Annotated in this window: 16 protein-coding genes; 4 read left to right on the top strand and 12 right to left on the bottom strand. The window is 71.2% G+C overall.

Annotation, left to right across the window (positions count from 1 at the left end; all coding sequences use genetic code 11):
• Window positions 1–11 precede the first annotated feature (11 nt).
• From LV79_RS11525 to LV79_RS11515, 3 genes are all read left to right on the top strand, one after another.
• The gene (locus LV79_RS11525) at window positions 12–662 is read left to right on the top strand and encodes an amino acid ABC transporter permease (RefSeq protein WP_253834897.1); all 651 of its coding nucleotides are present in this window, start codon (window positions 12–14) and stop codon (window positions 660–662) included.
• On the top strand, window positions 659–1,540 hold the full coding sequence (locus LV79_RS11520) for an amino acid ABC transporter permease (protein ID WP_253834895.1): 882 nt from the start codon (window positions 659–661) through the stop codon (window positions 1,538–1,540). Before LV79_RS11525 ends, LV79_RS11520 begins: the two co-directional genes overlap by 4 nt.
• A gap of 67 nt (window positions 1,541–1,607) precedes the next feature.
• Window positions 1,608–1,958: a nucleoside triphosphate pyrophosphohydrolase family protein gene (locus tag LV79_RS11515; RefSeq protein ID WP_253834894.1), complete on the top strand. Its 351-nt coding sequence runs from the start codon at window positions 1,608–1,610 to the stop codon at window positions 1,956–1,958.
• 501 nt (window positions 1,959–2,459) lie between these two features.
• Here LV79_RS11515 and LV79_RS11510 read toward each other — a convergent pair.
• From LV79_RS11510 to LV79_RS11470, 9 genes are all read right to left on the bottom strand, one after another.
• Complete coding sequence (locus tag LV79_RS11510) at window positions 2,460–3,215, bottom strand: succinate dehydrogenase/fumarate reductase iron-sulfur subunit (RefSeq protein WP_253834892.1); 756 nt, start codon at window positions 3,213–3,215, stop codon at window positions 2,460–2,462.
• Between the two features lies 1 nt (window position 3,216).
• The gene (locus LV79_RS11505; RefSeq protein ID WP_253834890.1) at window positions 3,217–5,130 is read right to left on the bottom strand and encodes a fumarate reductase/succinate dehydrogenase flavoprotein subunit; all 1,914 of its coding nucleotides are present in this window, start codon (window positions 5,128–5,130) and stop codon (window positions 3,217–3,219) included.
• Between the two features lie 23 nt (window positions 5,131–5,153).
• The gene (gene sdhC, locus LV79_RS11500; RefSeq protein WP_253834888.1) at window positions 5,154–5,936 is read right to left on the bottom strand and encodes a succinate dehydrogenase subunit SdhC; all 783 of its coding nucleotides are present in this window, start codon (window positions 5,934–5,936) and stop codon (window positions 5,154–5,156) included.
• Window positions 5,937–5,966: 30 nt separating this feature from the next.
• Complete coding sequence (locus LV79_RS11495; RefSeq protein WP_253834886.1) at window positions 5,967–6,248, bottom strand: Rv0250c family protein; 282 nt, start codon at window positions 6,246–6,248, stop codon at window positions 5,967–5,969.
• 379 nt (window positions 6,249–6,627) lie between these two features.
• Window positions 6,628–7,377 carry a regulatory protein RecX gene (locus LV79_RS34400; protein ID WP_308208933.1) on the bottom strand — a complete coding sequence of 250 codons (750 nt, stop codon included), beginning with the start codon at window positions 7,375–7,377 and terminating at the stop codon, window positions 6,628–6,630.
• A 686-nt stretch (window positions 7,378–8,063) separates the two neighbouring features.
• Window positions 8,064–9,104, bottom strand: a complete 1,041-nt coding sequence (gene recA / locus LV79_RS11485; RefSeq protein WP_253834884.1) for a recombinase RecA — start codon at window positions 9,102–9,104, stop codon at window positions 8,064–8,066.
• Between the two features lie 184 nt (window positions 9,105–9,288).
• Window positions 9,289–9,483 (bottom strand): DUF3046 domain-containing protein, encoded by a 195-nt coding sequence (locus LV79_RS11480; protein WP_253834883.1) that lies wholly within the window; start codon window positions 9,481–9,483, stop codon window positions 9,289–9,291.
• Window positions 9,484–9,796: 313 nt separating this feature from the next.
• Window positions 9,797–11,512: an Hsp70 family protein gene (locus tag LV79_RS11475; RefSeq protein ID WP_253834882.1), complete on the bottom strand. Its 1,716-nt coding sequence runs from the start codon at window positions 11,510–11,512 to the stop codon at window positions 9,797–9,799.
• 4 nt (window positions 11,513–11,516) lie between these two features.
• Window positions 11,517–13,466, bottom strand: a complete 1,950-nt coding sequence (locus tag LV79_RS11470; RefSeq protein WP_253834881.1) for an Hsp70 family protein — start codon at window positions 13,464–13,466, stop codon at window positions 11,517–11,519.
• Window positions 13,467–13,746: 280 nt separating this feature from the next.
• Here LV79_RS11470 and LV79_RS11465 point away from each other — a divergent pair, with 280 nt between their 5' ends.
• Window positions 13,747–18,381: an ATP-dependent helicase gene (locus tag LV79_RS11465; RefSeq protein ID WP_253834880.1), complete on the top strand. Its 4,635-nt coding sequence runs from the start codon at window positions 13,747–13,749 to the stop codon at window positions 18,379–18,381.
• A 544-nt stretch (window positions 18,382–18,925) separates the two neighbouring features.
• Here LV79_RS11465 and LV79_RS11460 read toward each other — a convergent pair.
• From LV79_RS11460 to LV79_RS11450, 3 genes are read right to left on the bottom strand one after another with little or no spacing between them, the layout of a single operon-like run.
• Entirely contained in the window at window positions 18,926–19,654 is a 729-nt protein-coding gene (locus LV79_RS11460; RefSeq protein ID WP_253834879.1) for a VOC family protein, read from the bottom strand.
• Window positions 19,655–19,690: 36 nt separating this feature from the next.
• Complete coding sequence (locus LV79_RS11455; protein ID WP_253834878.1) at window positions 19,691–20,266, bottom strand: META domain-containing protein; 576 nt, start codon at window positions 20,264–20,266, stop codon at window positions 19,691–19,693.
• 12 nt (window positions 20,267–20,278) lie between these two features.
• The gene (locus LV79_RS11450; RefSeq protein ID WP_253834877.1) at window positions 20,279–20,779 is read right to left on the bottom strand and encodes a SigE family RNA polymerase sigma factor; all 501 of its coding nucleotides are present in this window, start codon (window positions 20,777–20,779) and stop codon (window positions 20,279–20,281) included.
• Window positions 20,780–20,787 lie beyond the last annotated feature (8 nt).

The following is a 20,787-nucleotide window of genomic DNA, read 5'->3' as shown; positions in this document are numbered from 1 at the left end:
CGGAGCCACCCGTGAACGTCATCATCGACAACTTCCCGCTCTACGTCAGCGGTTTCCTGCAGACGCTGCGGATCTGCGCGTTCGCCGCGCTCGGCTCGCTGGTCCTCGGCACGGTCATCGCCGGGTTCCGGGTGTCGCCGGTGCCACCACTGCGCTGGGTGGGCACCGCGTGGGTCACCGTGTTCCGCAACTGCCCGCTGACCGTCGTGCTGTTCTTCTGCGCGTTCGGCCTGCCGGAGATCGGCGTCAACGGCGCGTACTTCTGGTTCGGCGTGACCGGCCTGATCCTCTACACCTCCGCGTTCGTCTGCGAGGCGGTCCGCAGCGGCATCAACTCGGTGCCCGCCGGTCAGGCCGAGGCGGCGCGCGCGGTCGGGTTGACCTTCAGCCAGTCGCTGACCTCGGTGGTGCTGCCGCAGGCGCTGCGCACGGTCGTGCCGCCGCTGGGCAGCGTCATCATCGCGATGATCAAGAACTCCGCGATCGTCGGCGCGTTCGGCGTCGGCGGCGACCTGTTCGCCGTCGGCGACACCCTGACCAGCTCGCGCGGCGAGGCCGTGCTGCCGGTGCTGATCGGCGTCGTGCTGGGCTACCTGGTGATCACGATCCCCGGCGGCCTGCTGCTGGGGCTGCTGGAGCGGAAGGTGGCGATCGCCCGATGAGCACGACATCCGTCCTGTTCGACGCACCGGGGCCGCGCAGCAAGCGGCGGGTGCTGATCGGCTCGGTCATCGCGGGCCTGCTGCTGCTCGGCGTGCTGGTCCTGGTCGGCCTGCGGCTCGACGCGCAGCACCAGTTCGACGTCGAGAAGTGGGCGCCGCTGTTCGACCCGTCCGACGAGCAGTTCCCGCTGGTGTGGCAGCGCATCGGCGAGGCGCTGGGCAACACGCTGGTCGCCGCCGCGCTGGCGATGGTGTTCTCGCTGGTGATCGGCACCCTGCTGGCGGTCACCAGGGTGACCGCGGCCCGCTGGTACCGCTGGGCGGTCGTCGGCCTGGTGGAGCTGCTGCGCGGGGTCCCGGTGGTCATCGCGATCTTCTTCGCCTCCCGGGTGCTGCCGCAGTTCGGCCTCGACCTGGAACCGCTGTGGTTCCTGGTGATCGGCCTGACCGCCTACAACTCGGTGATCATCGCCGAGATCGTCCGCGCGGGCATCGACTCGCTGCCCAAGGGCCAGCGGGAAGCCGCCGAGTCCCTGGGCTTGCGGCGCGGCCAGGTGCTGTCGCTGGTGCTGCTGCCGCAGGCGTTCCGGGTGATGCTGCCCGCGGTGATCAGCCAGCTCGTGGTGGTCCTCAAGGACACCTCGCTCGGCTTCGTCATCAGCTACGAGGAACTCGTGCGCGTCGCGGGCCAGATCGTGCAGGTCCTGTCCAACCCGATCCAGGTCTACCTGCTGATCGCGGTCATCTTCACCCTGATCAACTACACCCTGAGCCGCTTCGCCATCTGGGTCGAGCGCCGCCTCAGCCAGGGCAAGAAGTCCGCCACCGCCACCCTCTCCGCCACCGACCCCGCAGGCGCGGGCACCGGCGGCGGCTGACGCCTTACCTCCACGCGGTAGCCCTATCACCGCTACCGCGTGGAGGCAGGCCTAACATCCACACCCCATGGACCTAGCCCGCCTGAGCGACGACGTCGAAGCGATCTCTTACGGCTACGCCCAAGCCCACGGCTTCACCCGGGACGCCACCTGGTTCCTCCTCGAACTCCACGAGGAAGTCGGCGAACTCACCCAGGCCTACCTGATGCACACCGGCCAGGCCCGCCCCAAGGGCAACACCCCCGAGACCCTGGCCGACAACTTCGCCGCCGAACTGGCCGACGTCCTCTGCCACGTCCTCCTCCTGGCCCGCCACCACGACGTCGACCTGCCCCACCACATCGACCGCAAGTGGCTGACCTGGCACCCCGACCGCCGCACCCCGCAAGCGGACCAGGCCCCACCCAAGCCCGAGTAACCAGGCCCACCAAGCCACTGCTTCCGCTGCGCCGCCGCCACACCTGGGCATCCGAGCCAGCCTTGTCCCACGCTGGCCCCGCCACGCTGGCCCCGCCACGCTGGCCCCGAGCCAACCCACCGCCCGGCTCCGTCACGCAGGCTCCGCGCGCGCCGCTCCAGAGCGCGCCGCATCACACTTCAGCACGTCACACTTCGGCAACTTCCCTTGCCCCGCAGCGCCCCCGCCCGTACCCGGGCGGCCCCCACCCTCTCCGGGGGGCGACCCCGGTGCCAGTCTACCGGGCCCCACCGACAGTCCGGGCGTTGTCGATCTCCCAGAGATCCACATGTGGACAACTTCTGTCACCCGTCCGAATGAACTTCACCGCCCTCAACCCCACTGGTACACACCAAAACCCCCACCGGGCGCCGAGAAGACGCCACGCCAGCCCCAACAAGCCACCAAAACGCCGGTGCCCGCGGTCCAGGAGGACCGCGGGCACCGGAGGCAACCAGAGAATCAGGTCTTGGAGCGCCGGAAGATCTTGGAGCCGAGCCACACCACCGGGTCGTACTTGCGGTCAGCGACGCGTTCCTTCATCGGGATGAGGGCGTTGTCGGTGATCGCGATGTGCTCCGGGCAGACCTCGGTGCAGCACTTGGTGATGTTGCACAGACCGAGCCCGTGGTCCTCCTGCGCGGACGGGACGCGGTCGGCGGTGTCGAGGGGGTGGAACTCGAGTTCCGCGGCGCGCATCAGGAAGCGGGGGCCGGAGAAGGCTTCCTTGTTCTCCTCGTGGTCGCGCACCACGTGGCAGGTGTTCTGGCACAGGAAGCACTCGATGCACTTGCGGAACTCCTGCGACCGCTGCACGTCGACCTGCTGCATGCGGTAGTCGCCGGGGGCGAGGTCGGCCGGGGGCGTGAACGAGGGGATCTCGCGCGCCTTCTGGTAGTTGAAGGACACGTCGGTCACCAGGTCGCGGATCACCGGGAAGGTGCGCATCGGGGTGACCGTCACCGTCTCCTCCTCGGTGAAGGTCGACATCCGGGTCATGCACAGCAGCCGCGGCCTGCCGTTGATCTCCGCGGAGCAGGAGCCGCACTTGCCCGCCTTGCAGTTCCACCGCACCGCCAGGTCGGGGGCCTGGGTGGCCTGCAGCCGGTGGATGATGTCGAGGACGACCTCGCCCTCGTTCACCTCCACCAGGAAGTCCCGCAACTCGCCGGACTCGGCGTCGCCGCGCCACACCTTGAACTTCGCCTTGTAGGGCACCTCAGTCCTTTCGTCCCGGGTGGGAGCCCAGCTCACCGCCGGTGTAGTACTTCTCCAGCTCGGTGAGCTCGAAGAGCTCCAGCAGGTCGTCCCGCATCGGCGACTGCTCCTTGCGGGTGATCGCCACACTCGGGACGAGCGGGTCGTCGCTCTCCGCCGAGCAGACCAGCAGCGTGTTGCGCCACTGGGCGTCCATCATCGGGTAGTCGTCGCGGGTGTGGCCGCCCCTGCTCTCGGTGCGGGTGAGCGCGGCCTTGGCCACGCACTCGCTGACAAGCAGCATGTTGCGCAGGTCGATGGCCAGGTGCCAGCCGGGGTTGTACTGCCGGTGGCCCTCGACGGTGACCTTCGGGATCCTGGCCTTGATCTCGGCGAGCTTGGTCAGCGCCGCCTCGACCTCCTCGGCCTTGCGGATGATGCCGACCAGGTCGTTCATCGACTGCTGCAGCTCGTTCTGCAGCGTGTACGGGTTCTCCTCCACGCCGTCGGCTGGCGGGTCGAACGGGGCGAGCGCGAACCGGGCCGCTTCGTCCACATCGGACTGGACGACGGCGGGCCGCTCGGTCAGCGACTCGACGTAGGTCGCCGCGCCCAGGCCCGCGCGCCTGCCGAACACCAGCAGGTCCGACAGCGAGTTGCCGCCGAGCCGGTTGGAGCCGTGCATGCCGCCGGAGCACTCGCCCGCGGCGAACAGGCCGGGCACGCTGGCCGCGGCGGTGTCCGGGTCGACCTCGACGCCACCCATGACGTAGTGGCAGGTCGGCCCGACCTCCATCGGCTCGGCGGTGATGTCGACGTCGGCCAGTTCCTTGAACTGGTGGTACATCGACGGCAGCCTGCGCTTGATCTCCTCGGCGGGCAGGCGGCTGGCGATGTCGAGGAAGACGCCGCCGTGCGGTGATCCGCGACCGGCCTTGACCTCGGAGTTGATCGCGCGGGCCACCTCGTCGCGGGGCAGCAGGTCCGGGGTGCGGCGGTTGGTCTCCTGGTCGGTGTACCAGCGGTCGGCCTCTTGCTCGCCGTCGGCGTACTGGCCCTTGAACACGTCCGGGATGTAGTTGAACATGAACCGCTTGCCGTCGGAGTTCTTCAGCACCCCGCCGTCGCCGCGCACGCCCTCGGTGACCAGGATGCCCTTCACGCTGGGCGGCCAGACCATGCCGGTCGGGTGGAACTGGACGAACTCCATGTTGATGAGCGTGGCGCCCGCGCGCAGGGCCAGCGCGTGCCCGTCACCGGTGTACTCCCAGGAGTTGGAGGTCACCTTGAACGACTTGCCGATACCGCCGGTCGCTAGCACTACCGCCGGGGTCTCGAACAAGATGAACCGCCCGGACTCACGCCAGTACCCGAACGCACCGGCGATCTTATCGCCGTCCTTGAGCAGCTCGGTGATGGTGCACTCGGCGAAGACCTTGATCCTGGCCTCGTAGTCGCCGGTCTCCTTGAAGTCCTCTTGCTGCAACGACACGATCTTCTGCTGCATCGTGCGGATCAGCTCTAGCCCCGTGCGGTCACCGACGTGCGCGAGCCGCGGGTAGGTGTGACCGCCGAAGTTGCGCTGGCTGATGCGGCCGTCCTCGGTGCGGTCGAACAGCGCGCCGTAGGTCTCCAGCTCCCAGACCCGGTCCGGTGCCTCCCTGGCGTGCAGCTCGGCCATCCGCCAGTTGTTCAGGAACTTGCCGCCGCGCATGGTGTCGCGGAAGTGCACCTGCCAGTTGTCGTTGGAGTTCGCGTTGCCCATCGACGCGGCGCAGCCGCCCTCGGCCATCACCGTGTGCGCCTTGCCGAACAGCGACTTGCACACCACGGCCACGCGCAGCCCCCGCTGCCTGGCCTCGATCACCGCGCGCAGCCCCGCGCCACCAGCCCCGATGACCACCACGTCGTAGGAGTGGCGCTCGACCTCGGTCATGTGTTCCTCTCGAGAAAGTGCTCTTAGAAAATCCGCAGGTCGGAGATGGCACCGCTGGCGACGAGCATCACGTAGAGGTCCGTCAGCACCAGGGTGCCCAGCGTCGTCCAAGCCAGCCGCATGTGGTGGACGTTGAGCTTGGAGACGAGGGTCCACGCGCGGTAGCGCACGGGGTGCTTGGAGAAGTGCTTGAGCCTGCCGCCCGCGATGTGCCTGCACGAGTGGCACGAGAGCGTGTAGGCCCAGAGCAGGACCACGTTGGTGAGCAGGATCAGGTTCCCCACGCCGAGGCCGTGGGTGAGGGCCACGACGGCGTCGTATGTGTTGACCACCGAGACGAGCAGCGCCACGTAGAAGAAGTAGCGGTGGGCGTTCTGCACGATCAGCGGCAGGCGCGTCTCCCCCGAGTAGGACGCGTGCGGCTCGGCCACCGCGCAGGCGGGCGGCGACTGCCACACCGACCGGTAGTAGGCCTTGCGGTAGTAGTAGCAGGTCAGCCGGAAGCCGAGCAGGAACGGCAGCGCGACGAACCCGAGCGGGATCCAGCCGGGCAGCTCCGGCAGCGGGGTGCCGAAGTGGCTGGATCCCGGCAGGCACGACTCGCTGAGGCAGGGCGAGTAGAACGGCGTCAGGTAGCCGTAGTCCTCGACCCAGTACCACTTGCCCATGAACGAGCGGACGGTCGCGTAGGCGACGAAGGCGAACAGGCCCAGGTTGGTGAGCAGGGGCGGGAGCCACCACCGGTCGGTCCGCAGGGTGCGCGCGGAGATACTCGCCCGGGTGGGGGCGCCAACACCTGACGTCATCGTGTCCTCGTTGTTGAGCTGTGTGGTGGGTTAGCGCTGGTAGCCGCCGACTCCCTCGTCGTCGGCGCCGTGCCAGAGCGCGGGGTCGTACGGGGTGTCGGGGACGACGACGACCTCGGCCGCCTCCGCCCGCCTCGGCACCGGCGCCGAGGGCGTGGTGGTGAAGTCGGCGACGTCGATGTCGATGCGCTCGAGGTCGTTGGCGAGCCTGCGCACGGCGGGCACGTCGCCGTACCGGGCCCGCAGGGCTCCGACGCACTGCCGCAGCTGGCCGATGGTCCGCTGCAGCTCACTGATCTCCGTACTCGACATCTCGCACCTCCGTACCTCGGTCTGGTCGCGGCCGGGCCCGTGCCGTCGGGGGGACCCGTGGTGCCGCTCGTCGCCGACTGTGCCTTGCAACGGCAGATGTGACAAGTACCACAGACGGCGGGTCGGTGGGTGATCGACCCCTCGCCAACGGTGGTCAACACCTGTGATCTCGCGCACACGAGCCGGTCGGCCGTACGGTGTTATGGCAGGTGGAACCGTTGTCGGACAAGGGAAGCGGCCGCGAAGTGTTCGTTGTGACACTGGCCACTGTGGTCGGCCCTCAAGGTCATCGCGGGCGGTGCGGAGGGGCCGTTCGACGCCCGAGAATTCGCCGCCAGAACCGGGGGGATCATCACCGCGGGTGATGGTCCGGTCGCCGCTAGTCGGCCGGGTCGACGCCGTCGAGCGCGGCGCGCACGACCCGGTAGGCCATGCCCTCGCCGTAGCCGCGGCGGGCCAGCATGGCCACGAGGCGGCGGATCTTGGTCTGCTCGTCCAGGGCGCGCATGGCCCCGAGCTTCTTGGCGACCAGGTCGGCGGCCCGTTCCTGCTCGGCGTCGGCGTCCACGGCCGCGACCGCCTCGGCGACGACCTCGTCGTCGACCCCCTTGCGGCGCAGCTCCGTGGCCAGCGCCCGGCGGCCCAGGCCCCGGTGGGTGTGCCGCGACCGCACCCAGCTCTCGGCGAACGCGGCGTCGTTGATCAGCCCGGCCGCGTCGAACTTCCCGAGCACCACCTCGGCGATGTCGTCGGGGATCTCCTTGCGCCGCAACACCTGCGCCAGTTCCAGCCGGGTCCGGTCCCGCGCCGCGAGCTGCCGGTAGCAGATGTCCCGCGCCTTGGCCGCCCACTCGTCCCGGCTGAGCTCGACCGGCTCGGCCTTGGCCCGACGGCGCGGCTGCCGCTCGTCGGCACCGTGGTCCGGAGCACCACCGTCCGGACCGGGCCCCACCTCTGGCGACGGCCGGGCCGCGGCCCGCTCCCGCAGCGCGGCCAACTGCTCCCGCGCCAGGTCGACCGCCGTGGAATCCGCCGACGGCACAGCGGATTCCCACACCTTCCCGCTCGCCCGCGCGGACTCCACAGTGGACTCGCCACTGCCCTCGGCGCCACGCCGCGAAGTACCCACCCTCGCTGAACTCCCGGCACGCTTGGAGGTCGCGCCAGCTCCAGTGCCAGACCTGCCCCGACGCGGCGAGGCTCCATCTCCCTCAAGCGAGGGCACAGCACTGCGCTCACGCGGCTCGGCACCGCGCTCACGTGGCGCGGCGCCGCGCTCACGTGGCTCGGCGCCACGGCGCCTGCCCGCGCCCTTGACCTCAGCGGAATCCAGGTCGTCGGCACGCGCGGCCGACAATACGGCGGGGTCACTCCCGGCAGACCACGGATCCTCGGTGTCGCCCACGCGCCGCGAGGCGCCGCCGGCTGCGGAGTCCGGCCACGGCGCGGCCGCGCGCGGGCGATTCCGTTGCGCGGCCTCAGCAGATCCCGCGACACCACGGCCCCGATCGGCCTCGACCGAGCCCGGGTCCGCCGAGGGGTCGGCAGCCCGGCCACGGCGTGCACGGCGGCGCGGGGTGGCGTCGTCAGGACCCCACCAGTCCCCGGCCGGCTCCGGCGGCGGCGCGAGGGCCGCCTCAGCGGCCCACCACTGCCCCGGCTCCGGTTCCACCGGGTCCCGCTCCGATTCCGCCGGAGCGGGCGGCTCCGGCTCGGTGGGGTCCCACCAAGCCCCCGGGGCGGCATCGTGCTCCGCCCCGGGGTCGGGTTCGTGCCACCACCCGGCCCGTTCGGACCGGGGGGCGTCCTCGGGCATCAGAACTCGACGGGGGCCGGGGCGGTCTCGTCGGCGTCGAGCTTGGCGCCGATGCCGAGCTTCTCCTTGATCCGCTTCTCGACCTCGTCGGCCACGTCCGGGTTGTCCAGCAGGAACTTGCGGGCGTTCTCCTTGCCCTGGCCCAGCTGGTCGCCCTCGTAGGTGTACCAGGCGCCGGACTTGCGCAGGATGCCCTGGTCGACGCCCATGTCGATGAGCGAGCCCTCGCGGCTGATGCCCTTGCCGTAGAGGATGTCGAACTCGGCCTGCTTGAACGGCGGCGCGACCTTGTTCTTGACGACCTTGACCCGGGTGCGGTTGCCGACCGGCTCGCCGCCGTCCTTGAGGGTCTCGATGCGCCGGACGTCGAGCCGGACCGAGGCGTAGAACTTGAGCGCCTTGCCACCGGTCGTGGTCTCCGGGGACCCGAACATCACGCCGATCTTCTCGCGCAGCTGGTTGATGAAGATCGCGGTGGTCCCGGAGTTGTTCATCGCGCCGGTCATCTTGCGCAGCGCCTGGCTCATCAGCCTGGCCTGCAGGCCGACGTGGTTGTCGCCCATCTCGCCCTCGATCTCGGCACGCGGCACGAGCGCGGCGACCGAGTCGATGACGATGATGTCGAGCGCGCCGGAGCGGATCAGCATGTCCGCGATCTCCAGCGCCTGCTCCCCGGTGTCGGGCTGGGAGACAAGCAGCGCGTCGGTGTCGACGCCGAGCGCCTTGGCGTACTCGGGGTCGAGCGCGTGCTCGGCGTCGATGAACGCCGCGATCCCGCCCGCGCGCTGGGCGTTGGCCACCGCGTGCAGCGCGACGGTCGTCTTACCGGAGGACTCCGGGCCGTAGATCTCGACGACCCGGCCGCGTGGCAGGCCGCCGATGCCCAGGGCCACGTCCAGGGCGATGGCGCCGGTCGGGATGATGGCGATCGGGGCGCGGCCCTCTTCACCGAGGCGCATCACCGAGCCCTTGCCGAAGTTCTTGTCGATCTGGGCAAGGGCGAGTTCGAGCGCCTTGTCCCGGTCGGGTGCTGCTGGCATCTTCGATCCACCTCGGGTCTGTTTCGTGCTCACGCCGAGCACGCTACGGGCAGGGACCGACGATTGTCGGCGGGCACCGCCGGTCTGTGGACAACCGGAGCCGTTGTGGATGGACCCGGTCGCGGACGCCACAGTAGCGAACACCTGTTCGACCTGTGGCGGCGACACGCCGCCACGCCCGGGGTCAGCGCCGCTCGGGTGGGACCTCGAAGGCCTCGCAGACGGCCTGCCAGATCTCCTTGGTGGGGATGCCCGCGTCCAGCGCCTGGTCGACGGTGCGACCGCCGAGGACGCCGAAGACGTGGTCGTGGGCGATGGTCTCGGCGCGGCCGGCGCCGAACTCGTCGGCGAGCAGGGCTCGGAAGGCGGTGATGCGCATCGACGCCGAGTCTAGGCGCAAGGCACAATCGGGGTCGTGGCCATCGAACCGCCGTCGGCGCTGGAGAGCACCCTGATCGACATCGCGATCCTGGGCGGGCTGGTCGCCGCGATCGTGTTCGGCATCATCGCGCTGCGCAACCGGCGGCGCTAGGCGCTGTCCTGTGAGTCCGGTGGGTGGGATTCGTGATCCGCGTGGTTCCTGGGTGCGCGGACGGGAAGCCGCCCGTACCGGGTTGTACTCGGGTTTTCCGGCCGTGCGGCCAGGGGCCGCGCGGGCGCGGATAGCGCGTGCCGGACTCGCAGGACAGCGCCTAGCCGCCCGGTTGGACCTTCGCGGCGAAGTAGTCGGCGAGCGAGTCCGGGGTCACCTCGGAGCCACGCGCCCCGGTGCGGGAGATCCACCCGACCAGGGGACGATCACTGACGGTGAAGACAAGAACGCCGGTGCCGCTCTTGACCCCGGCGCGGTAGTCGCCGGAGAGCCCGTTGCCCCGCCACGGCGCGAGGACGTGGTCGCCGTCGGTCATGGCGATGAGTTCGTCCTCGAACAGCTTCTGGACTTCGTCCCGCGAACCGAGGTGCGCGTAGTTGACCGTGTAGGACTCCGGCAGCGCGCACGTGACGTCCGCGGGTGACTTGCCCGCTTGGCACTGGGCGCTATCGGGGACCTGACCGGCTAGTTGTCGTAGGCACTCGGTGAAGCCCGCGGAATCCTTGGTGCCCTTGGTCTGGCACGAAGCCGCGCTCGGTAGGTCGTTGCTGGGCACTAACAAGAAGATCCCGGCTACAGCGGCGAGGACGACGACCACGGCCGCGGAGATCAGCAGCGGGAGCTTCGAGCGCTTCGGTGGCGCTACCGGGCGCACCGGCGTCGGGAAGTTGACCTGCAGCGGTCCCGTGAGCGGCCCGGTGTAAGCGGGCTGTCGACCAGGTTCGACCGTGGTGGTGCGCATGCTGATGCCCTCGCGGCTCACCAGGTGCGCGCCGAGCGCGACGGCGGTCTCGGGTTGGTCGAGGCTGGTCGGCACGACCCGCAGCTGCTCGGCGATCAGGGTCGCGACCAGCGGGATCCGGCTCGACCCGCCGACCAGGTAGATCCCCGCCAGCCGGTCGGGCGTGGTGCCGGTGGAGCGGGTGGTGGCGGCGAGGACCTCGACGCTGCGCAGCAGGCTGGGGCGGATCAGGGCTTCCAGCTCGGTGCGGGTGAGCAGCACGTCGTTGAACGGCGCGGGCATCGGCACCTCGGTCTGCGGGTGCCGCGACAGGGTTTCCTTGGCTGCCTTGACGTCCTCTTGCAGCGCACGACGTGCCCGTCGGTCCGCCGTGGACTCTGGCCGCAGCAGTCGCTGCCACCCGGCCGGATCGCGGTGAGAGCCCTGCCGTCCCAGGTGGTCCAAGAGCGCTTGGTCTACGTCAACGCCGCCGAGGTCCGGTAGGCCGTTCTCGGCCAATACAGCGAAACCCTGCTGCGTCGCGGCAACCACAGCGACGTCGAAGGTTCCCGCGCCGAGGTCGTAGACGGCCAATGCCTGACCTTGCGGCAACGGGTGCCCTAGCGAGGTGAAGTGCGCGGCTGCCGCGACCGGCTCGGGCACCAGCACGATGTTCGGCCCCATGCCCGCCAGCCTCGCGGCGGACAAGAGCACGTTGCGCCTGGCTGGTCCCCACTGAGCGGGGTGGGTCAGCCGCACCTCGTCAGGCATAGCGCCACCGAGCTGCCTGGACACCTCTTCGATGACATGCCGCAAGACCGCCGCGAGCGCCTCGGCGACCGGTACGACGACATCGCCTAGGAGCAACGTCCCGTCATCCACGCGCCGCTTGGGATTGGGCTCGAAGCGCGCGGGGTCGAGCCGCGCGCGCCGCTCCGCGTCCCTGCCGACGACAAGCCCACCGTCCTCACTGGCGTAGACGGCCGACGGCATGGTGATAGCGCCATCGACCTCCACCACCCGAGGCGGACGGCCGTGGGCGGACAGCACCGCCACGGTGTTGGAGGTGCCGAGGTCGACGGACAGGACGCGCATCGGATCAGGTGCCGCTACCGGGCTTGACGTGCTCGTTGAAGAACTCGAGCAGGTCGCCCGTGTAGTCGGACCCGGGCAGCACCATGACGGTGCCCATGATCGGGGTGTCGGTGACGGTGAACATCAGCAGGCCCGCGCCGGACCCGATGTCGGCGACCTGGTACTTGCCGCTCATGCCCCCGCCGTCCCAGCTCCCGCTCTCGCCCTGGGAGCCGATGGTGCTGAACGCTTCCTCGATGTTGTCGTCGACCAGGCCCTCGGAGTCGAACTGGCAGTAGACGATGTAGGTGCCGCTGTCGGGCTTGCAGGTCACCGCGACCGCGCCGGGGGTCTGCAGGGCGCCGTTGATGTTCATCCCGTCCGAGCAGTCGCGGTTGGCGACGTGCCCCGCGACCTCCCGCATGCAGGGCGTGAACCCCTGCGCGTCGGTGGTCTTGTCGTCGCAGTCAGCGGCGAGGCTGGAGCCGCCGGAGGTGGCGATGATGACGCTCACGATGCCGATGACCACCACGGCGATGATCGCGGTGGCCATGTACCAGACCTTGTTGGAGTTCTGCCGCTGCGCCGGTAACGGCTGGTGCTGCATCGGCGCGTGGTGCTGCACCGGGGTCGGGATCGACGGCGGGCTCTGCACGGGCGTGGGCACCGACGGCGGCGACTGCGGCGACTGGACCGGGATGGGTCGCGACGGCGGTCCCTGCACGCGCTGGGGGCTGGAGCTCGGGTACTGCTGCGCGGGCGTGGGGCCGGTCTGCGGGGCCTGCTGCTGGGGCGCCTGCGGGGCCTGGGCGTTGAAGCCACTGGTGCGCGGGGGCACGGTCGTCGCGCGGGAGCGGCGGACGGCGTCGATGGTGCCCGCCATGTCGCCGGTGCGCATGGTGATGCCCTCCTGGGGCACGTGGTGCGCGCCCAGGGCAACGGCGGTCTCCGGCTGGTCCAGGCTGGTCGGTACGACCCGCAGCTGCTCGGCGATCAGCGTCGCCACCAGCGGGATCCGGCTCGACCCGCCGACCAGGTAGATGCCGACCAGCCGGTCGGGGGTCATCCCGGTGGAGCGGATGGTGGCGGCCAGCAGTTCGACGCTGCGGAGCATGCCAGGCCGGATCAGCGCCTCCAGCTCGACCCGGGTCACCAGGACGTCGTCGAACGGCTCCGGCAGCGGGACCTCGGTCTGCGGGTGCCGCGACAGGGCTTCCTTGGACGCCTTGACGTCCTCGCGCAGCGCGCGTTGGGCCCGCCTGTCGCCGGTGGACTCAGGCCGCAGCAGTCGCTGCCACCCGGCCGGGTCGCGGTGGGAGACCTGACGGCCCACGTGCTCCAAGAGCGCTTGGTCGACGTCCAGGCCACCCAGGTCCGGTAGGCCTGCCTCGGCCAGGACCACGAAACCGTTCTGCGTCGCACCAACGATCGCGACGTCGAAAGTTCCCGCACCGAGGTCGTAGACGGCAAGTGCCTGTCCGGAACCCAGTGTCTGCCCGGGGAACGAGGCGAAGTGCGCGGCGGCGGCGACCGGTTCGGGGACCAGGACCAGGTTCGACCCCATGCCCGCCTGCCGCGCGGCGGAGAGCAGCACGTTGCGGCGCACCGGCCCCCACTGCGCGGGGTGGGTCAACCGGACCTCGTCGGGCTTCTTGCCGCCGAGCTGGCGGGAGGTCTCGTCGGCCACCCGGCGCAGGACCCCGGCCAGCGCGTCGGTGACCGGGACGACCGTGTCGCCGAGCAGCAGCGTGCCCTCGTCCACGCGGCGCTTCGGGTTGGGCTCGAACCGGGACGGGTCGAGCCGGGCGCGCCGTTCGGCGTCGCGGCCGACGACCAACCCGCCGTCCTCACCCGCGAAGACCGCCGACGGCATCATCGACGCGCCGTCGACGTCGACCACCCGAGGCGGGCGGCCGTGCGCGGACAGCACGGCGACGGTGTTCGACGTGCCGAGATCGACCGACAGGACGTTCACTGCTCTCCCCTCAACGCAACCCCGATCGTGCTTGCCCCCAGGGTGTCGTCGCAGATGCTCCCATGCGTGACACGCCGTGTGGGCCTGGTCTCCCAGATCCACCCGTGCCCGAGGTCACCCGGTGCGGCGCCTTACCGTACCCAGGTCCGCGCCCACCTCCCACGGCCAACACGGCGAGGTCCCGGGTGGACACTGAGCGCAGTTGTCCACAAGCGCCCCAGCCGTCCACAGGCCACCGCGACTCCTGGCACTGTCGGCCACCTGGGGTAACCATGTCCATGTGACCACCGACGTGCTCGACCTGTTCACCGCCCCGACCCGGCAGTGGTTCGGGGCCGCCTTCGCCGCGCCGACCGAGGCCCAGGCCGGTGCGTGGCGGGCGGCCGCCGCGGGCGAGCACGCGCTCGTGGTCGCGCCGACCGGCTCCGGCAAGACGCTGGCCGCCTTCCTGTGGGCGCTCGACCGGTTGGCCGCCGAGGGCCCGACCGAGGCCAAGCAGCGCTGCCGGGTGCTCTACGTCTCCCCGCTCAAGGCGCTGGCGGTGGACGTGCGGCGCAACCTGCGCGCCCCGCTGGCGGGTATCCGGCAGGCCGCGCACCGGCTGGACCTGCCGGAACCGGACATCACCGTCGGCACGCGCACCGGCGACACCCCGGCCGACGAGCGCCGCGCGTTCGCCAAGACCCCGCCGGACGTGCTGGTCACGACACCGGAGTCGCTGTTCCTGCTGCTCACCTCGGCGGCGCGGGAGTCGCTGCGCGGGGTGCGCACGGTGATCATCGACGAGGTGCACGCCGTGGCGGGCACCAAGCGCGGCTCGCACCTGGCGGTGTCGCTGGAGCGGTTGGACGCGCTGCTGGAGCGGCCCGCGCAGCGGATCGGGTTGTCGGCGACGGTGCGGCCGGTGGAGGAGGTCAGCGGGTACCTCGGCGGCGGGCGCCCGGTCACCGTGGTCCGGCCGACGATCGCGAAGACCATTCAGGTCACCGTGGAGGTCCCGGTCGCGGACATGGCCAGCCTCGGCGAGGGCCCGGCCGCGCCCGTCGACCCGGACGCCCCCGAGGCGCCCGAGCGGCCGTCGATCTGGCCGCTGGTGGAGAAGCGGGTGTTGGAGCTGGTGCGCGAGCACCGCTCGACCATCGTGTTCGCGAACTCGCGGCGGCTGGCCGAGCGGATGACCGCGCGGCTCAACGAGCTGGCCAGCGAGGAGTCCGAGGCGCTGGCGCGGTTCCCGGCCGAGGCGATCGGGCAGTCCGGGTCGACCACGATGGTCGAGCCGGTGGTGGCCAGGGCGCACCACGGGTCGATGTCGCGGGAGCAGCGGACCCTGGTCGAGGAGGACCTGAAGTCGGGTCGGTTGCCGTGCGTGGTGGCGACGTCCTCGCTGGAGCTGGGCATCGACATGGGCGCGGTGGACCTGGTGGTGCAGATCGAGGCACCGCCGACGGTGGCCGCCGGGATGCAGCGCGTCGGCCGGGCGGGTCACCAGGTGGGGGCGGTCTCGCGCGGGGTGATGTTCCCGAAGTTCCGCGGCGACCTCGTGTCCTGCGCGGTGGTGGCCGAGCGGATGGCCGGTGGCGCGATCGAGGCGGTCCGCTACCCGCGCAACCCGCTGGACGTGCTCGCCCAGCACGTGGTGGCGATGACGGCGCTGGAACCGTGGACGGTGACCGACCTGGCCGCGCTGGTGCGCCGGGCCGCGCCGTACGCGTCGCTGCCGGACTCGGCGCTGTTCTCGGTGCTCGACATGCTCGCGGGCCGCTACCCGAGCGAGGAGTTCGGCGAGCTGCGGCCGCGGATCACCTGGGACCGGATCAGCGGCGAGCTGCGCGGGCGGCCGGGGGCGCAGCGGCTGGCGGTGACCTCGGGCGGCACCATCCCGGACCGGGGGCTGTTCACCGTGATGACGCCGCCGGACGAGCGCGGCGCTGGGTCGCGGGTCGGTGAGCTGGACGAGGAGATGGTCTACGAGTCGCGGGTGGGCGACACGTTCCTGTTGGGCACCTCGGCGTGGCGGGTCCGGGACATCACCCACGACCGGGTGATCGTCACGCCCGCGCCGGGGGAGCCAGCGCGGATGCCGTTCTGGAAGGGCGACGCGCCGGGGCGTCCGCTGGAGCTGGGCCGGGCGTTGGGCGCCTTCGTCCGCGAACTGTCCGCTGTGGACGAACCAGCCGCCCGGCAGCGCGCCGCGGCGGCCGGGTTGGACGAGTGGGCGACCGACAACCTGCTGGCGTACCTGGGTGAGCAGCGCGAGGCGACCAGGCACGTGCCCGACGACCGGACCGTCCTGGTGGAGCGGTTCCGCGACGAGCTCGGCGACTGGCGGCTGGTGGTGCACTCGCCGTTCGGGGCGCAGGTGAACGCGCCGTGGGCGTTGGCTATCGGGGCCAGGCTGCGCGAGCGGCGCGGTGTGGAGGCGCAGATCGCGCACTCCGACGACGGGATCGTGCTGCGGCTGCCGGACGCGGTCGACGACGCGGGCCAGGAGGTGGTGGCCGGGGTCGAGGACGTGCTGCTCGACCCGGAGGAGGTGGAGCAGATCGTGGTCGCCGAGGTGGGCGGGTCGGCGCTGTTCGCCTCCCGGTTCCGCGAGTGCGCCGCGCGGTCGCTGCTGCTGCCCCGGCGCGATCCCCGGCGGCGGACACCGTTGTGGCAGCAGCGGCAGCGGTCGGCGCAGCTGCTGTCGGTCGCGGCGAAGTACGAGCAGTTCCCGGTGGTGCTGGAGGCGATGCGGGAGTGCCTGCAGGACGTGTACGACGTGGCCGGGCTGCGGGAGCTGATGTCGGACGTGCGGTCCCGGCGGGTGCGGGTGGTCGAGGTGGAGACACCGTCGGCGTCGCCGTTCGCGCGCAGCCTGCTGTTCGGGTACGTGGGCATGTTCCTCTACGGGTCCGATGTGCCGTTGGCGGAGCGGCGGGCGGCGGCGCTCTCGCTCGACAGCGCGCTGCTGGCCGAGCTGCTGGGCTCGGAGGCGATCCGCGAGCTGCTCGACCCCGAGGTGCTGGCCGAGGTGGAGCGGTCGCTGCAGCGGATGGACCCCAACCGGCACGCCAGGCACGCCGAGGACGCCGCCGACCTGCTGCGCTTCCTCGGCGACCTGTCCGAGGCGGAGGCGGCGGAGCGGGGCGTCCAGCCCGAGTGGCTGGCCGAGCTGGTGGCGGCGCGGCGGGTGCTGCGGGTGCGGATCGCGGGCGAGGAGCGCTACCTCGCGATCGAGGACGCGGGCCGGGTCCGCGACGCGTTGGGCACCGCGTTGCCGGTCGGCGTGCCGGAGGCGTTCACCGAGCCGGTGGCGGACCCGGTCGGTGACCTGATGGCGCGCTACGCCCGCACCCACGGTCCGTTCCCGGCCGCCGAGGCAGCGGCCCGGTTCGGGTTGGGCGTCTCGGTGGTGACGGGGGTACTGGAGCGGCTGGCCGGTGCGGGCCGGTTGGTGCGCGGCGAGCTGCGGCCCGGCGGCACGCACACCGAGTACTGCGACGCGGACGTGCTGCGCCGGTTGCGGCGGGCCTCGTTGGCCCGGCTGCGGGCCGAGGTGGAGCCGGTCGAGCCCGCCGCGTTGGGGCGGTTCTTGCCGAGCTGGCACGGGATCGGGCGCCGGTTGCGGTCCGCGCCGACGGCCGACGACGTGCTGTCGGTGGTGGAACAGCTCGCGGGGGCACCGTTGCCCGCCAGCGCCGTGGAGTCGTTGATCCTGCCCGCGCGGTTGCCCGGGTACACGCCTGCCTTGCTCGATGAACTCACCGCAGCAGGTGAGGTCACCTGGTGCGGTAGCGGTGCCTTGGCCGGTGGCGACGGGTGGGTGGCGTTGGCGCCGTCCGATGTGGCAGACCTGTTGCTGCCCGAGGTGGAGGAAGCGGTACCGGAGACACCGCTGCACGGCGCCGTACTGTCTTCTTTGGACGATGGGGCGCTGTTCTTCCGGCAGATCGCCGATCGGACGGGCGCGATCCTGGTCGACGGCGGCGCGGAGGTCCCCGGCGACCAAGACGTGGTGACCGCGTTGTGGGACCTGGTGTGGGGCGGCCTCGTCACCAACGACACGATCGCGCCGCTGCGGGCTCTCGTCGCGGGCAAGGGCGCCGCGCACAAACCACGGCGGACCGCTCCACGCGGCCGGTACGCCCGCATGCGCGCGGCCCGTCCGGTGATGCCGAGCCGCACAGGTCCGCCGACGGTCGGCGGGCGGTGGTCGTTGGTGGTGCCGCGCGAGGAAGACCCGACCCGCCGCGCGCACGCCCGCGCGGAGGCGTTCCTGGAACGGCACGGCGTCCTGACCCGCGGGGCGCTGGACACCGAGCGGGTGGTCGGCGGGTTCAGCGGCGTCTACAAGGTGTTGCGCGCCATGGAGGACTCGGGCCAGATCATCCGCGGCTACGTCGTGGAAGGCCTGGGCGCCTCCCAGTTCGCCGCCCGCGGCGCGGTGGACCGGCTGCGCGCCCTCTCCCGCCCGGACACCACTCCCCCGGAGCCCGACGTCCAGCTCGGCGAGGGATGGCCCATGCCCGCCAGCATGCAACGCCCGTCCACTCCGGACCGGAAGATGGCCGCTGTCGTCCTGGCCGCCGCCGACCCTGCCCAGCCCTACGGCGCCGCCCTCCCCTGGCCCGACCCCGTCGGCGACGGCAAGCACCGCCCCGCCCGCAAAGCAGGCGCCCTGGCCATCCTCGTCGAGGGCATCCCCACCCTCTACGTAGAACGCGGCGGCCGCACCCTCCTCTCCTTCACCGACGACACCCCCACCCTCAACGCCGCCGCCCAAGCCCTGACCCAAGCCGTCCGCGACGGCTGGCTAGGCCCCCTCTCCGTCCAAAAAACCGACGGCGAAACCGCCCTAACCTCCCCCCTATCCACAATCCTCCGCGAAGCAGGCTTCCACCCCACCCCCAAAGGCCTCCGCCTCCGCGCCTGACCACAGGAGAACCACCCAACCCCAACGTCCGAATCCCCGACGCCCCACCTGTCCCGACGCCTCCAGGCGGTGCAGGGAATGGCGGCGCGCTATAAGCGCCCTTACAGGGTGCGGGTTACGACCAGGGAGGGCCAACCGTTGACCTACAAGCACCCACCGACGACGTTGGCCTCGAAATGCCCGCTGACGAACATTGGCCCCAGAACACCCGCCAAACGACGTTGGCCCAAGAGACCCGCTGACAACGTTGACCCGCCACCGCTCCACGAAGGCGCTGGTGCCAGGCCGGCTCGATGGGGTGGACTTGTTTTGTGTGGGGGAGCGGTACCCGTAGCGTCGGTAGCGGACAGGGCCATGCTTTTCGGCCCCTGCTTTGCGGTCCTGCCACGGGTGTCGTAGGGGCCCCGCACAAAACAAGTTCGCCCCATCGAGCTCTTCGCATTCTCGCGCCTAGCTGCAATGCCGAAGGCGAGCCGACCTCCCCGCGATGGCGCAGCCGAGCAGTATCCCTTGCCCCGCACCCCCCGCACCCCCACGAGCACCATCACCGAGGAGTCAGAACGCAGAACTCATCCCCCTCAGGATCCGCCAACACCGTCCACGGCACATCCCCCTGCCCCACATCAAGCAACCTCGCCCCAAGAGCCAACAACCGCGCCACCTCACCCCCCTGATCCCCACCCGCGAACGGCGCCACATCCACATGCACCCGACTCCGCACAAGCTTAGGATCCGTAACCCGAAGGAACTCCACCCATGGCCCATGCCGCTCAAGCGCATGCAAGCTGACGAACCCAGGATCATCCCGAACGATCCGATACCCCGTCGCCGCGGCCCAAAACGTGGCCTGCGCCCCCGGATCCACAGCATCCACCACGATCGCGGCCACAGCACCAGTATCGGCATACTCCGGCCGAGGCTCGAGAACGCAGAACTCGTTCCCCTCAGGGTCAGCGAGCACCACCCACGGCACGTCCCCCTGCCCAACGTCCAACGCCCGCGCACCCAAGGCCAAAGCCCGCTGAACCGTGGCGTCCTGATCAGTCGCCGACAGGCTGGACAAATCCAGGTGCAAGCTGTTCTTACCGCGCTTGGGTTCGGCGACCGGGACGAAGACCAGGTCCATGTCCCACCCGTCCTCCTCAGGCGCGGAGACGTCCACTTCGCCGTCGGCCACGTGGCTGACGCGCCAGCCGAGCAGGTCGGCCCAGAAGCGTGCCTGGGCGGGCGGGTCGGTGGCGGCCACGACGACGTTGACCAGGCGGGTTGGCATGCCTGGACGCTAGTGCACGCGAACGCCCCGGGCCGATCAGTTCGCGACTCGGCGGTACGTCCCCAGCTCGGCCCCATCGGTGCCGTAGAAGATCAGCTCTTCCCCCCGCACGGCGTAGGTGGCGGCGTGGGTCAGCACGTGGGCGTTGGGCACGTTGGCGCACCCGATGAGCGTCGACGGCCCCTCGGTGGTGGCGGCGAACTGGTCTCCGCCTGCCTTGTAGCGCCCCGACGTGGTGTTGCAGCCGTCCGACGCCGACCAGCGGCCGTCTCCGGTGAGGGTGATCCACGGGGCCTGGCTCCGGGGAGTCAGCAGGGAGCCGCTGAACCCGGTGACCGACACCGGTTCCCACGACCCCACCACCCCGATCGCGGCACCGGGCCGCTGTGCCGCCCCAACCGCGGTGGCCGTCATGTCGGGCGGCCCGTTCTCGGCGACGTAGACCGCGCCGCCTGCCAGCCCGAGCACCGCGACCCCGGCGGCCACCGCCAACCGCGTGGTCCGGCGGCGTCGCACGCGGTGGTGCACGGCGGCCAGCATGCCGTCGTCGCTGGGGGCGTGCGCCGCGCCCTCGGTGAAGGCGTCCCGCAGCCGCCGCTCCGCCTCGCTCATCGGTCCTCCTCCCTACTCACCCGCGGGTTCCTTCGTCTCGCCCCACGCGGTGCGCAGGCTGCTCAGCGCCCGCGACGCCTGGGAGCGGACCGTGCTCTCGGTGCAGCCCAACAACTCCGCGATCGACCGGTCGTCGCGGTCCTCGTAGAACCGCAGCACCAGCACGGCCCGTTGCCGTGGTGGCAACGCCGCGAGCGCGCTCCAGGTCTGCGCCCGGCTGGCCACCCCGTCGGCGTGGTCGCCCGCGCTGGCCGACTCGAACCACGCGTCGCCGGGCTGGACGGGCAGTTCCGTGCTCGACCGCCTGCGCCGCCAGTCGACGTGGGCGTTGACCAGGATCCGGCGCAGGTAGGCGTCCGGGTGGTCGGCGGCCACGACCCGCCGCCAGCGGCCGTGCGCCTTCAGCAACGCCGTCTGCACCAGGTCCTCGGCGAGGTGGCGGTCACCGGTGAGCAGGTACGCGAACCGCAGCAACGCCTGGCCGCGGTCCCGCACGTACTCGTCGAAGGTCATCCCCCACC

This window comes from Actinokineospora globicatena, assembly GCF_024171945.1.
GTDB classification, from domain to species: Bacteria; Actinomycetota; Actinomycetes; order Mycobacteriales; family Pseudonocardiaceae; genus Actinokineospora; species Actinokineospora globicatena.
The sequence above is the reverse complement of the archived record's forward strand: the minus strand, read 5'-3'. Positions and strand labels throughout refer to the sequence as shown.